This window comes from Microbulbifer mixtoriginis (SeqCode) (assembly GCF_052466715.1).
In genome coordinates this window covers 3,291,372-3,304,352 of the sequence record NZ_CP174288.1, presented here as the reverse complement: position 1 = coordinate 3,304,352, position 12,981 = coordinate 3,291,372, and the positions used below count along the sequence as shown (strand labels likewise).

Below are 12,981 nucleotides of genomic sequence, written 5' to 3'. Positions count from 1 at the left end.
TGTTTCCAGAATTATGATTATTCCCGTCTTAAGTGAAGAATTTAAGGACAGAAATTGGTGGTTAGCCTCAAATAGTGAATTCGTGTCCCAAATAAACTTCGCGCACCTGTTGGTTGGCGAGAACCTCATTCGGCGTGCCTGCAGCGATGATATGACCTTCACTGACAATGTAAGCGGTCTCACAGATATCCAGCGTTTCGCGAACATTATGGTCTGTGATTAGTACGCCAATATCGCGATCACGCAGGTGGCGGATGATCTCCTTGATATCGTTCACCGATATGGGGTCTACCCCAGCAAAGGGCTCGTCCAACAGGACGAAGCCGGGGTTGGTGGCCAGAGCGCGGGCAATCTCAACTCGGCGTCGTTCTCCACCAGAGAGGGCCATACCCAGGCTTTGCGCGATATGGGTTATATTAAATTCCTCAAGTAGTGCTTGGGCCTGTTGTTGCCGCTCGTCTCTTGAGAGGTCCTTGCGGGTTTCAAGGATTGCTAAGATATTGTCTTTTACCGTCAAGCGGCGAAATACAGAGGCTTCTTGGGGGAGATAACCGATACCTTTGCGTGCGCGTCCGTGCATGGATAGCCGGGTTATATCCTCATCGTCGATCATCACCCTGCCAGCGTCGGCCTGCACCAGCCCGGCAATCATATAAAAGCAGGTTGTTTTGCCGGCACCGTTGGGGCCGAGGAGGCCGACAACCTGTCCACTGGAAACACTGACGGTGACATCCTGGACAACTTTTCTTTTTTTATACTGTTTCGCGAGATGTAACGCTTTGAGCGTTGGCATAGTGTGTACCGAATCTATCCATGCCGCGGGCAGAGTGATACCCGCCGGTGCAATAATATTTGTTACTTATGATGAGGTATTAAGTAGAGGGTTTACTGGCCTTGATTATCATTGGCGTCTTGCGAGCTCTCTTTCTTCTCGGGTTTCCAGGTCATCTCTACACGCCCTTTCCCAGTTTGGCCCTTGGCGCTCATTTGCTCGGTAGTGAGGTCGTAGTCAATTTTTTCCGCTGTCAGTGTGTTGCCTTCCCGGTCAACATGGGCTTTACCGGTTAGTTGTAACTCCTCAGAGCCCACTCGGTATACAATACGTTTGGCTCGGGCTTTTACGGGGTTCTCACCCTGGAGGATCTTTTGCTGGAAATGAGCGGGTTTACCCACGGCCACTACACGGCTAATTTCCTTTTCTGGAGTGAAGTAAACCTCAACGCGGTCCGCCTGTATTTTTAAAGACCCCTGAGTTATAACAACATTATTACTATATACCACTAGGTTATTGTTTAGACCTGCATTCATTGCATCAGAGCTGATATTAATCCGCTGCTGGCGGTCCTCAGGCAGTGCAAAAGCCGATGAGGCTGTGAGCAGGAGCGCTGCGATGGTGGTGACTTTTAACAGATGGCGGTAATTAGTCAGTGTCATAGATGCTCTTTACATCGGATAGGATTTCCATCCGGTCTTCATTCAAGTAAGCGCGCATGCCTTTGCCGGTGGTGCGGTTTGGGCCAGAGCTTATAGTAACAACTTTGTCTGTCTCGGCGAATTCCTTCGCGGGCAGGATCGTAATACTGGACGTTTCCAATTTGATGCCACCAGGGGTGGGTAGTTCATCAATTTCTACATCGCCACTCAGGACTATTCGTTCACCACGATTGTGTGCCACTCCTTCCCGGGACTCGGTACGCCATTTAGGCTGGTCATCTTGGTAAAAAACCATGCGAGGTTCGGTCAGGTCTGCCCGGTCACGACGTTTAAACTGGTAGTAGGTTATCTGGTCTGCGTCCACGCGATAGGCTAGATTTCCTTCCTCATTAAAGTGGCGTGTCTTGGCGTTTCGGATGATCAGTTCTGCCGCTTTGTCATGCTGCTGGGGGGTAGGGCGGATTCCCAGCAGCTGATCTGGCGGGCTCTCCGAAAGCCATAGGCCAGCGCTGATTAGCGACACTACTAATAGCAGCGGTAGCCAGGTACGCATTATTGCTCACCAATATAGGGGGCAAGTGCAGAGTCAAATGTTCCCTGGGCCTGCATAATTCGGTCACAGGCTTCGCGTACAGCGCCTTCACCACCGCGGGTTCGGGTTATCCACAGGGCGCGCTCTCTGACTGGAGGGGCTGCATTGGGAGGGGCTATTGGGCAGCCGACACGGGTCATAACCAGAAGGTCAGGATAGTCGTCGCCAATATAGGCGATATCTTCTAGGCGGCATGGCTCGTCGGCTAAGAGCTCCTGCAGTGCTATAAATTTGTCCTCGCGCCCTTGGATCAGTTTAGTGATGCCAAGATCGTGAGCGCGGCGCTCCACTACTGAGCTACGTCGCCCTGTAATAATGGCTACGCGAACCCCGGAATTTTGCAGCATCTTAATGCCGTGCCCATCGAGTGTATTGAAGGTCTTCAGTTCATTGCCATTATTGTCGAAGTAGAGCTTGCCATCGGTGAGGACACCATCTACATCCAATACCAGCCAGCGTACTTTCTGCAATACTACATTTATTTCTTCTTCTGAAACCACCAGAGTTGTCCTTGTTTACTGTTTTTAGAGCACTAATGGGCCCTGCAAATTGTTTGATTATCTCAGATTACGCCGGCGCGCAATATATCGTGCATATGTAATACACCGATGGGGTGGTGGGCTTTATCCTCCACAACCAGGGCGGTGATCTTGTAATCTTCCATAATGCGTAGTGCCTCTGCAGCCAGGGTCTCGGCGGATACCGTTTTGGGGCGGCGACTCATCACCTGTTCCATAGTGGCTTTATCTAATTCAATTTTGTGGTCGATTACGCGGCGCAAGTCCCCGTCGGTGAACACGCCAAGCAGTTCTCCTTTTACGTCGACGATAGTGGTCATACCAAACCCTTTACTGGTCATTTCCAGCAGGGCTTTCGATAGGAGGGTGTCAGGCTCGACTTGTGGCAGCTCTTCCCCTGCGTGCATAACATCTTCGACTTTCAGTAGCAGGCGTCGGCCAAGTGCTCCGCCAGGATGAGAGAAAGCGAAGTCTTCAGCCGTAAAGCCCCTCGCCTCCAGTAGGGCCACGGCCAGAGCATCACCCATAACCAAGGTGACAGTGGTTGATGAGGTTGGTGCCAGGTTTAAGGGGCATGCTTCGGTTTGCACTGAAATATCCAGGTTTACCTCTGCTGCCTGCGCCAAGGGAGAATCTGTCTTGCCAGTCATACTGACCATGGGGATGCTCAGGCGTTTCAACAGTGGCAGTAGGGTGAGTACTTCAGCGGAAGAGCCTGAATTGGAGATGGCAATCACCAAGTCGTCTCGGGTGATCATTCCCAGGTCACCATGGCTCGCTTCCCCTGGATGAACGAAAAAACTTGGGGTACCGGTACTGGCAAGGGTGGCCGCTATTTTGCGTCCGATATGCCCTGATTTACCCATGCCAGTTACGATGGTACGTCCGGGGCACTGTAGGATCATCTCGCAGGCGCGCTGGAAGTCGCCGTTGATCCGGTGTTCCAGTGCGGCAACAGCTTCCGTTTCCATTCGCACGGTGCGCTGCCCGGCCTGCAATATCAAATCCTGGGTCATTGGGTGCCTCTGAATAACTGACTTCTAATTTAATAGTTTCTAATTTTATAAGGTAAAAAAGTGATGACTTATCTTCGTCCGGTTTAATGGTGAGCTCTTTGAGCGTTAGGGGGCAGACTTTATCACTTATGCTTGACGCAGTTGCCCCTGCGATTGTCGTGCTAATCTAAATACGAACACCCAACAGGCATGTAGGAAAACCGGTCGCCTGCCGGAGTGTCAAATGACACGCTCGTACACTGCCACACCACCGGGCGCGGTCATGGTATAGTCTGCCGCCGCTGCTGTCAGCTATGTCACTCAGCGGATGAACGACAAATTCCCATTTACTGGGACTGATTGCCAGCAGCCTCGTCATGGCACTTATTTACGCTGTGTGCGTCCAAGGAATGATTTGCTAATTGGAGAGTATTTGTGAATACATCATTTTGGATTGGTCGGTACGGTTTTTCCCGGTGGCTAAGATTTGTACTTTGCGCAGTATTGGTATCTGCTGTGGTCCCCGCTGCGAATGCCGATCAAAACCCCTATGTAATGATTGAAGGGGTTTCCCAAAAACTGTTGAGTGTGATTCGCTCAAATGCCCAATATGCCAACTCTGATCCGCAGAGATATTACAGCGCTATTGAGGGGGTCCTGACGCCGGTTGTGGATTTTGATTTTATCGCGCGCGGTGTTATGGGACGTTATGCCAAGCAGGCGACTGCATCCCAGCGCTCCCGTTTTTCCAGTGCTTTTCGTCGAGATCTGGTGGCAACATTTGCTCGGGGTGTAGCAAATTTTGGCGACCTCGATGTGAAAGTGGTCAACCCGGGAACTTTGCCCAGTGGGAACCGGGTTAATGTTTTGCAGGAAGTGCGCAGCAAAGAGGGTATTACCAAAGTTTCTTATACTCTGGTGCGTAACCGCGCTGGAGAGTGGAAGCTGATTAACGTTATCTTAAATGGCGTTAATTTGGGTAAAACTTTCCGCAGTCAGTTTTCTCAATCTATGCAGTCTTACGGGGATATCGACAAGGTAATCTCCAACTGGTCCGCAGGACAGGATGTTGCCGATAAAGTGAGCTAGTCGGCGAACTTCAGGGTGCGCAGCTGCGCACCCTTCATGATTCAAGTACACTTGCGTGATGTTTTTTAACTAACGCAAATCCCACCTATGCAACCAGATGAAATCAAAACCCTCATTGAGGGTCATATCCCCGAGAGTAATGTCGACGTCGCCTTTGAAGGTAGCCACCTGATGGTGACTGTGGTGAGCAGCGCCTTTGAAGGCCTAAGCCGCTTGAAAAAGCAACAGCTGGTTTATGCGGCGCTAAATGACAAAATTGCCGACGGCACTTTGCACGCCGTGCAAATGCAGACCCTTACTCCAGAAGAAGCCAGTCGATAACCAGTCGCCTGTATTCAGGCGACTCCCGAAATACGAGACCGAATGGATAAGTTAATAATAGAGGGTGGTAGCCCAGTTTCCGGCACCCTGCGAATTTCTGGTGCGAAGAATTCCGCTCTGCCAATTTTGGCCGCAGCACTTTTGGCCGATGGTCCGGTACATATTCATAATCTGCCACACCTTAATGACATCACCACGATGATCACCCTGCTGCGCTGTATGGGGTGTGATGTCACAATTGATGAGAAGCTGGGTGTTGAAATAGACCCCCGTTCGGTCAACGATCTGACGGCGCCCTACGAGCTGGTGAAAACCATGCGCGCCTCTATTTTGGTTTTGGGCCCGCTACTGGCCCGCCACGGCGTAGCTAATGTCTCTTTCCCTGGCGGCTGTGCGATCGGTAGTCGTCCGGTGGATATCCACCTGAAAGGGCTGGAGGCGATGGGTGCAGAAATAACCATTGACGGTGGTTTTATCCGGGCCCGCTCCAATGGCCGCCTTAAAGGCGCCAATATCGTTATGGAGAAGGTTACTGTCGGTGGTACAGAAAACCTGCTGATGGCGGCAGTTTTGGCAGAGGGCACCACGGTATTGCACAATGCCGCGCGCGAACCTGAGATCGTCGACCTGGCAGAATTCCTAATTGCCATGGGGGCACAGATAGAGGGTGTTGGCACTGACACTATGCGCATCCACGGCGTCCCCAAGTTGACCCCTTGCACCTTTACCGTTATGCCGGATCGCATCGAGACTGGCACTTTTCTTGCCGCTGCGGCAGCAGCTCGTGGCAAGGTTCGGCTTCTGCATACCCGTGCGGACATCCTCGATGCGGTATTGGTGAAGTTTGAGGAGGCTGGCGCACACCTGAGCTGTGGTGATGACTGGATTGAGCTGGATATGAAGGGCAACCGCCCTAAGGCGGTGAGTTTCCGCACCGCACCTTACCCAGCTTTCCCCACCGATATGCAGTCGCAGTTTACTGCTATGAATGCCGTAGCTGAGGGTAAAGGCGCCGTGGTGGAGACTATTTTTGAGAATCGGCTGATTCAGGTTCATGAGTTGAATCGTATGGGTGCTGATATCACCCTTGAGGGTAATACGGCTTTCGTCACAGGTGTCGAGAAGCTTAAAGGAGCACCCGTAATGGCCTCGGATCTACGCGCTTCGGCAAGTCTGGTGATTGCAGGTATGGTTGCTGAAGGCACTACCATAGTCGATCGTATCTACCATATAGACCGGGGTTATGAATGTATTGAGGAAAAATTACAGCAACTGGGGGCGAGTATTCGCCGAGTACCTGGTTAGCAAGTTGAGACAGCCGCCCCTTTGGTCGGGGCGGCTCTCGAAGAAGAGCCGGCTTAATAATGACTATGCAAATCACAATCGCCTTGACCAAGGGGCGTATCCTGCAAGAAACCTTACCTCTACTCGCAGCGGCGGGCCTGGAACCACTTGAAGACCTAGGGAAAAGCCGCAAGCTGATTTTCCCCACCAATTGCGAGGGAGTGCGCCTGCTTCTCTTGCGTGGTGTTGATGTCCCCACGTATGTGCAGCATGGCGCTGCGGATATGGGGGTTGCTGGTAAAGATACTCTGCTGGAACATCATGCTGACGGTATTTATGAGCCTCTTGATCTCGGTATTGCGCGCTGTCGTCTGATGACCGCAGGGGTGAAGGGGGCCGCTCTGCCGAAGGGGCGGATAAAAGTGGCAACAAAATTTGTTGAGAGCGCCAAGCGACATTATGCCGCTCAAGGGCGGCAGGCGGACATTATCAAGCTGTATGGCGCAATGGAGTTGGCTCCATTGATGGATCTTGCCGATGAAATTGTAGATATAGTCGATAGTGGTAATACCTTAAAAGCCAATGGCCTTGAAGCTCGTGAAATGATTGCGCATATCAGTAGCCGCTTGATTGTCAATAAGGCCGCCATGAAGATGAAGTATCAGCCAATCAGTGAGCTGATTGAAAAATTGTCGACAGCTGTCGCGCAGAATTAGAAGATTTTTAGACGTTATGACTCGCAAGTTTATTGGTCGGCTAAGTGCCGCTGACACAGATTTTGATGGGCAATTAAAGCAGTTGCTCGCTTGGGAGGCGGTGGCCAATAAACAGGTTGAGGAGACAGTTGCAGAAATTCTGCAGCAGGTACGCAGTCGAGGGGATGCTGCGGTTATTGAATATACCAACCGTTTTGATCGCCGTAATCTTACTGGAGCAGAAGACTTTTGTTTAACTTCACAAGCGCTGACTGAGGCTCTTGCCCGTATTGGAGTCGAGGAGCGTGAGGCCCTTGAAGTCTCCGCCCGGCGCGTACGTGAATACCATGAACACCAAAAGCAGGGCTCCTGGCGCTATACCGAGGCAGACGGCACAGTACTGGGTCAGCAGATTACTCCAATGGAGCGTGTTGGCATTTATGTACCTGGGGGTAAAGCCAGTTACCCTTCCTCGGTATTAATGAATGCTATTCCGGCAAAGGTTGCTGGCGTGGATTCAGTGGTTATGGTGGTTCCGGCTCCCGAGGGCGAGATCAGTGATTTGGTTCTGGCCGCGGCAGCGATTGCCGAAGTGGATCAAGTGTTCACTATTGGTGGTGCACAGGCGGTGGCCGCACTGGCTTATGGCACCGAAACGATTGCCTCGGTAGATAAGGTCGTTGGTCCCGGTAATATCTTTGTGGCTAGTGCCAAGCGCGCGGTCTTTGGCCATGTGGCAATAGACATGATCGCCGGGCCCTCGGAAATACTTGTTATTTGTGATGGGGCCACCGATCCAGATTGGATCGCGATGGATCTGCTGTCCCAGGCCGAACATGATGAACAGGCGCAGGCGATTCTGCTATGCCCTGACGCAGAATTTCTCGATGCGGTGGAGTCATCCCTTGAGCGGCAGCTGGCGGAGTTGCCTCGCGCAACAATAGCAGCCAAGTCACTAATGGATCGCGGTGCTCTGATTCTGGTGGACTCTCTTGAGCAGGCAATAAAAATCTCTAATCGTATTGCTCCCGAACATCTGGAAGTTTCTGTGGCTGATCCTGAACCTTTGTTGCCGCAAATTCGTCATGCCGGTGCGATTTTCCTGGGTCGCTATACTGCAGAAGCTCTGGGGGACTATTGCGCGGGCCCCAACCATGTGCTGCCTACCAGTGGTACCGCGAGATTCTCCTCACCCCTGGGTGTTTACGATTTTCAGAAACGCAGTTCGATTATTTATTGTTCCCCACAAGGTGCCGATCAGCTTGGTCGTGTAGCTGCCACCCTCGCTTGTGGTGAAGGGTTGGAAGCCCATGCTCGCTCTGCCGCCTTTCGGATCAAGAAATAAACGAATACCTTATCACGGTAACTGGCACCAGTAAGGCACATCATGCGTAAATTACTTCTGTGTTTAGCCGCCCTTAGCCTGGTTGGTTGTGCGACGACTGATGAATATAGCGTTGAAAAATATTCAGGGTTTGAGCAGAGCCTTCCCGCCCTATCCCTGTTCGCCAAGATGCCTGGTGAGGATTTTGAACGGCGCTGTAACGACTATTCCGAAAGTTCTCTGCTCAAATATTGTCAGTATGGTGTAGTGGACTACACGGAACTATTGGGGCAGCTGGAAGCCTCCACAGCCTTTAGTTCTGTGCACTCTGGTAACGACGATATTCCTTACCAGTTACTGGTAACTTCTGCCGGTTATTCTGAGGAGGGGATAGAGGATATCGGCGAGGCGGTTATAGCAGGTGCCACTTTGATGTTGGCTCCTATGCGTACCACGCAGGATATCCATATCGATGCAATCCTGACTTGGCACGGCCTACCCTTGAAGCGTTATCAATTAGAGTTTCCGTTCACAACAACAATAAGCCTGTTTACTTCTCCGCTTGCCGCAAAGCAAGATTTAGCCAAAGTGGTAGCAGGGGAGCTGATAGCTTTACTGCAGGAAGATAGGGTTATGGCTCCGGAGTATCTCTATCAATCCATTGGAGCGAGTGACTACCACTCGGCTCTGAATTTGCCGGAGTCTGTCGGTGAGTATGTGAGCAACCCCCTTGTGCTTGCTAGCCACCCGTTATTTGGGGCTCAAACGCGCTACGTGCACCGTCAGTTTCAGTTCGATTCTGTAGATGTTTTTGTCTACCCAATCCCCAATTGGGAGTGGGGAGATCTGAAGCAGGCGCAGGTTGAGGAGCTGGATAGGGTTCGCCAGGAGCTTGAGCTGGTCGAGAGGGAGGCTCAGTGGCAGGTGTTGGATCTCAGCGAGGAGGCTTCAGAAATATGGCGCGTACAGGGGCAGGACATGCCCGTGACCAGGCTTTCCGGTTATTTCCTCGCCGCAGATGGGGAGCGCTTTGATACCCATACCTATTTATTTGTACGCAAGGATAAATTTATTAAGGTGCGAGCTTCTTTTTCCGGAGAGGGGAGAAGCAGGGAGGAGGTAGAGACTTTTGCTAGGGGGCTAATTGCCCGGGCGAATGTACCCAGTGAATCCCGATTTATGGCTAATGTTCGCGAGAATTGGCGCGAAAGGCGGGCCGGGGACTAGCCTGGCCCACGCAATATTCTATTTCTACTGGCTTCCTTCTCTGGGAATTTGGGTTGCCTGCCAGGCGATTACAAACCAGTCTCCTTGGCGTTTCACAAAAGTGCCTGTATTTAAATAATAGTTTTTCTTTCCTTTGACACTATCGTTGGCCACTAATTTGAAAGCTACTACTGCCGTATCTCCAAGTAGGCGAATATCGATATCCTCTGCGGCGTAGTTCACTATTATGGGCTCATCGCCAGCTGTCTCCATGCCCTGCATGATTTTTGCTTTGCCAAATCGCTTTCCCGCGGAGCTGGTATAGACAAGGTCATCAGCCCAAAAGCGCTGATGGGCCTCGGCACTGCTGGCAGCATTATCGATAAAATAATGTAGTAGTTTTTGGAGTTCCTCTTTGTCATCGGCCCAGCATTGCCCGGCAACAAGAGTCGCGAGGATGGAAAGGATGATTGTGCGCATAGGTTGTCTTCCTTGTTCCCCGGCAGGCTATTTCACAGGGGTTGTTGTGTCAGGCTTGACTGACACGGTAGCTTCCACCGTATGAGACTGCCCCTCTCGGGTGAAGGTAATGGATATGGTGTCTCCAGGACGCAGGGTTGCCATGGTGGCCTCACCTTGCTTTCCGTCGCCAATGGGGAGTCCATCGATATGGGTGATCACATCTCCAGGTTTGAGTCCGGCGTTATGAGCTGGGCTCTCATTGTAGATGGCAGTAATCATGACGCCACCGGTGGAGAGGAGATTGAATTCCTTAGCCATCTGCGGGCTGATTGCGCTGGCTTCGATGCCTAGCCAGCCGGGTACAACGCGGCCGTAAGCAATAATGTCCTGCATTACTTTAAAAGCGATATTGGCGGGAATGGCGAAGCTGATCCCGCCGGAGTAGCCGGACTGGTTGAGAATAGAAGTGTTAATACCGAGCAGGCGCCCGCGGGAGTCCACCAATGCGCCGCCGGAGTTACCCGGGTTCACGGCGGCGTCAGTTTGCAAGAAATTCTGTAGGTGGCTTCCGGTGCCGGAGTTTTCCAAGTGGCGTCCCTTGGCGCTAATGATGCCTTGGGTGACCGTCTGGCCAACCCCGAAAGGGTTGCCAATAGCCAGAACTACATCGCCTACTTGAGCGGATTCGGGCTCACCAACTGAGATAGAAGTTAGGTTGTCGAGTTCGATTTTCAAAACAGCCAAGTCAAAGTCGGCATCGCTACCGACCATGCGAGCCTGTGCTTCGCGGCCATCGGCGAGCAGGATGACAATAGCGTCTGCCTGGTCGACCACATGGTGGTTGGTGAGAATATAGCCGTTGTCACTGACAATAACCCCAGAGCCGAGGTTCGACTGCATGCGTTCCCTCTGTGGGACATTCATATTGTCGAACAAACGGCGAAAAAGAGGGTCATTAAATAGTGGGTGTTGCCGCTGTGGTAGTGCCATGCGGGTATAAATGTTAACTACAGCGGGACCAGCCATATTGACTGCTTGGGCATAGGAAGCCGGCCCCTGCCAATCCTCCTGGGGAGGTGTGGGGTTTGTGCCGCGCAACTGCGGAAATATGACCAATAGTAGTGCGGCCATAGCCAAACCTATCAGGGCAGGCAGGGCCCAATCCTGTAAAAAGCGATTTTGGGACACTCGAGACTCCTCATTTGCGCTGATTATACACACCTCTCGCTGGGGATTCGCCGAGTACAGCCTTGCTGCAGTTTCGGTGATTGGTTCAGGGTGAGTTAGGGGGTCTGCGAGGAGTTTTCTATCCCCCCAGTGACTATTGAGGGTGCGTTAGTGGGGGTATTTAAAAGATCAGCATCAATGACCTCTGTTTAGGAGCCTGCAAGCCAGTCCATTCATATGCTTGCCAGTGCTTATAGTTACCCTGTGATCCCCACGAGGCTTATTGAGTTTGATCGGGGGTGGTAAGCTGACCTTTCTCGCCCCAGTTTTTATATCTATCCCCTATTGATGTTGACAGCCCCAAATGGATATTCAGGGATATTTTCCCAGCGCTTATTTCCTGGCTAGATTAACCGCAGCCTTTACTTCGAATATATGTACGATCTGTAAAAATTGTGTTTTGGTAGAGCATCAATTTCTTAGAGCAGTATTGTTGTTTGGTGGGCTATAGGGGGAGCTATACTCCCCCACTCTGTATAGGTTTGACATTGGTCAGCCTTTATAGATGCGTATAATGGCCAGCCGATAATTGACTAACCGGCAAATTTTGTATTTGGAGACCAAAATGTCCTTAGTTCGTCCCCACGGCAGTGTTGAGCTGCAGCCTCGCTTTGTTTATGACAGCGAGCGGCATCACCAGCTGATGCATGAGGCGGAGTCGTTGCCCTCTATTGTGGTTAGCTCTGCCGCTGCTGCTAATGCAGTCATGCTGGGAGCGGGCTATTTCAACCCCTTACACGGTTATATGAGCTTGGCCGATGCGCTGAGTGTTGCTGCCACCTTGCGCACAGTCGACGGCCTCTTTTGGCCTGTGCCGGTGTTGAATGTTGTTGAAGACACCAGTGCTATTGAGGGGGCATCTCGAATCGCTTTGCGGGACCCGAATGTTGAGGGTAACCCGGTGCTGGCGATCATGGATGTGGAATCGATTGAAACCGTATCCGATGAGCAGATGGATGCTATGGCCGAGCAGGTCTTTGGCACCCTGGATGATAAGCATCCCGGTGTAGCCACCTTTAAATCCGCTGGTCGCCAGTTAATTTCTGGCCCTATCGAAGTACTGAACTTTAGTTATTTTATTAACGACTTCCCGGATACCTTCCGCACAGCGGTAGAAATTCGCAACGAGTTTGCCGAGCGTGGTTGGAGCAAAGTGGTGGCCTTCCAAACCCGCAATCCTATGCATCGCGCCCATGAAGAGCTGTGTAAGATGGCTCTCGAAGCGGTAGAAGCGGATGGTGTCCTGATTCATATGTTGCTGGGGCAGTTAAAGCCCGGTGATATCCCCGCGCCGGTACGCGATGCCTCGATTCGCAAGATGGTCGAGCTCTACTTCCCTGCTAATACCGTAATGGTGACCGGTTACGGTTTTGACATGCTCTATGCTGGTCCTCGCGAAGCCGTGCTGCACGCGTTGTTCCGCCAGAACTGTGGTTGTAGCCACCTGATTGTAGGTCGAGATCACGCTGGTGTTGGAGATTACTACGGTGCCTTCGATGCGCAGACTATTTTCGATGAGAAGGTACCTGAGGGTGCTTTGGAAATCGAAATCTTCCGAGCCGATCACACGGCTTACTCAAAGAAGCTCAATAAAGTTGTGATGATGCGTGATGTGCCCGATCACACTAAGGAAGACTTTATTCTGCTGTCTGGAACCAAGGTACGTGAAATGCTGGGGGATGGCATTGCGCCGCCTCCGGAGTTCTCCCGCCCGGAAGTGGCGCAGATCCTGATGGATTATTATCGGAGTCTGTAAGTTTACAGCTCAATGAAAAAGGCGGGGTATCCCGCCTTTTTCGATTTTACACCGTTGCGAAAAATAGAGCTTATTGGG

The 12,981-nt window shown here is 51.6% G+C and carries 14 protein-coding genes; 7 read left to right on the top strand and 7 right to left on the bottom strand.

The window, feature by feature from the left end:
• Positions 1–67 precede the first annotated feature (67 nt).
• The 5 genes from lptB to ACJJH9_RS14625 form a co-directional block, all read right to left on the bottom strand.
• Positions 68–793, bottom strand: a complete 726-nt coding sequence (lptB, locus tag ACJJH9_RS14645) for an LPS export ABC transporter ATP-binding protein (RefSeq protein WP_444923211.1) — start codon at positions 791–793, stop codon at positions 68–70.
• Positions 794–885: 92 nt separating this feature from the next.
• Complete coding sequence (gene lptA / locus ACJJH9_RS14640; RefSeq protein ID WP_444923210.1) at positions 886–1,434, bottom strand: lipopolysaccharide transport periplasmic protein LptA; 549 nt, start codon at positions 1,432–1,434, stop codon at positions 886–888.
• Complete coding sequence (lptC, locus tag ACJJH9_RS14635; RefSeq protein WP_444886966.1) at positions 1,421–1,987, bottom strand: LPS export ABC transporter periplasmic protein LptC; 567 nt, start codon at positions 1,985–1,987, stop codon at positions 1,421–1,423. Before lptC ends, lptA begins: the two co-directional genes overlap by 14 nt.
• A complete protein-coding gene (locus ACJJH9_RS14630; protein WP_444923209.1) occupies positions 1,987–2,526 on the bottom strand; it encodes a KdsC family phosphatase in 540 nt (179 codons plus the stop codon). Before ACJJH9_RS14630 ends, lptC begins: the two co-directional genes overlap by 1 nt.
• 62 nt (positions 2,527–2,588) lie before the next feature.
• On the bottom strand, positions 2,589–3,560 hold the full coding sequence (locus ACJJH9_RS14625; RefSeq protein WP_444923208.1) for a KpsF/GutQ family sugar-phosphate isomerase: 972 nt from the start codon (positions 3,558–3,560) through the stop codon (positions 2,589–2,591).
• Between the two features lie 414 nt (positions 3,561–3,974).
• Here ACJJH9_RS14625 and ACJJH9_RS14620 point away from each other — a divergent pair, with 414 nt between their 5' ends.
• The 6 genes from ACJJH9_RS14620 (at position 3,975) to ACJJH9_RS14595 (ending at position 9,479) form a co-directional block, all read left to right on the top strand.
• Positions 3,975–4,628 (top strand): MlaC/ttg2D family ABC transporter substrate-binding protein, encoded by a 654-nt coding sequence (locus tag ACJJH9_RS14620; RefSeq protein ID WP_252082995.1) that lies wholly within the window; start codon positions 3,975–3,977, stop codon positions 4,626–4,628.
• An 87-nt stretch (positions 4,629–4,715) separates the two neighbouring features.
• Positions 4,716–4,949 carry a BolA family protein gene (locus ACJJH9_RS14615; protein ID WP_444884033.1) on the top strand — a complete coding sequence of 78 codons (234 nt, stop codon included), beginning with the start codon at positions 4,716–4,718 and terminating at the stop codon, positions 4,947–4,949.
• 42 nt (positions 4,950–4,991) lie between these two features.
• The gene (gene murA, locus ACJJH9_RS14610; RefSeq protein ID WP_444923207.1) at positions 4,992–6,254 is read left to right on the top strand and encodes a UDP-N-acetylglucosamine 1-carboxyvinyltransferase; all 1,263 of its coding nucleotides are present in this window, start codon (positions 4,992–4,994) and stop codon (positions 6,252–6,254) included.
• 59 nt (positions 6,255–6,313) lie between these two features.
• A complete protein-coding gene (gene hisG, locus ACJJH9_RS14605) occupies positions 6,314–6,949 on the top strand; it encodes an ATP phosphoribosyltransferase (protein WP_444923206.1) in 636 nt (211 codons plus the stop codon).
• Between the two features lie 16 nt (positions 6,950–6,965).
• Complete coding sequence (gene hisD, locus ACJJH9_RS14600; protein ID WP_444923205.1) at positions 6,966–8,273, top strand: histidinol dehydrogenase; 1,308 nt, start codon at positions 6,966–6,968, stop codon at positions 8,271–8,273.
• A 42-nt stretch (positions 8,274–8,315) separates the two neighbouring features.
• Complete coding sequence (locus ACJJH9_RS14595; protein WP_444923204.1) at positions 8,316–9,479, top strand: hypothetical protein; 1,164 nt, start codon at positions 8,316–8,318, stop codon at positions 9,477–9,479.
• A gap of 24 nt (positions 9,480–9,503) precedes the next feature.
• On the opposite strand, the gene ACJJH9_RS14590 is transcribed toward ACJJH9_RS14595, so the two are convergent.
• Positions 9,504–9,938 carry a nuclear transport factor 2 family protein gene (locus tag ACJJH9_RS14590; RefSeq protein ID WP_444923203.1) on the bottom strand — a complete coding sequence of 145 codons (435 nt, stop codon included), beginning with the start codon at positions 9,936–9,938 and terminating at the stop codon, positions 9,504–9,506.
• A 27-nt stretch (positions 9,939–9,965) separates the two neighbouring features.
• Positions 9,966–11,108, bottom strand: coding sequence for a S1C family serine protease (locus ACJJH9_RS14585; RefSeq protein WP_444923202.1), 1,143 nt, complete (start codon positions 11,106–11,108; stop codon positions 9,966–9,968).
• Positions 11,109–11,712: 604 nt separating this feature from the next.
• On the opposite strand from ACJJH9_RS14585, the gene sat reads away from it, so the two are divergent.
• Positions 11,713–12,903: a sulfate adenylyltransferase gene (gene sat / locus ACJJH9_RS14580; protein ID WP_444923201.1), complete on the top strand. Its 1,191-nt coding sequence runs from the start codon at positions 11,713–11,715 to the stop codon at positions 12,901–12,903.
• Positions 12,904–12,981 lie beyond the last annotated feature (78 nt).

Bases quoted from the DNA above. Each gene is read 5' to 3' on its own strand.
- sat (WP_444923201.1), top strand. From the start codon at position 11,713: ATGTCCTTAGTTCGTCCCCACGGCAGTGTTGAGCTGCAGCCTCGCTTT.
- ACJJH9_RS14590 (WP_444923203.1), bottom strand. From the start codon at position 9,938: ATGCGCACAATCATCCTTTCCATCCTCGCGACTCTTGTTGCCGGGCAA.
- hisG (WP_444923206.1), top strand. From the start codon at position 6,314: ATGACTATGCAAATCACAATCGCCTTGACCAAGGGGCGTATCCTGCAA.
- ACJJH9_RS14625 (WP_444923208.1), bottom strand. From the start codon at position 3,560: ATGACCCAGGATTTGATATTGCAGGCCGGGCAGCGCACCGTGCGAATG.
- ACJJH9_RS14595 (WP_444923204.1), top strand. From the start codon at position 8,316: ATGCGTAAATTACTTCTGTGTTTAGCCGCCCTTAGCCTGGTTGGTTGT.
- lptA (WP_444923210.1), bottom strand. From the start codon at position 1,434: ATGACACTGACTAATTACCGCCATCTGTTAAAAGTCACCACCATCGCA.
- hisD (WP_444923205.1), top strand. From the start codon at position 6,966: ATGACTCGCAAGTTTATTGGTCGGCTAAGTGCCGCTGACACAGATTTT.
- murA (WP_444923207.1), top strand. From the start codon at position 4,992: ATGGATAAGTTAATAATAGAGGGTGGTAGCCCAGTTTCCGGCACCCTG.
- lptC (WP_444886966.1), bottom strand. From the start codon at position 1,987: ATGCGTACCTGGCTACCGCTGCTATTAGTAGTGTCGCTAATCAGCGCT.
- ACJJH9_RS14615 (WP_444884033.1), top strand. From the start codon at position 4,716: ATGCAACCAGATGAAATCAAAACCCTCATTGAGGGTCATATCCCCGAG.
- lptB (WP_444923211.1), bottom strand. From the start codon at position 793: ATGCCAACGCTCAAAGCGTTACATCTCGCGAAACAGTATAAAAAAAGA.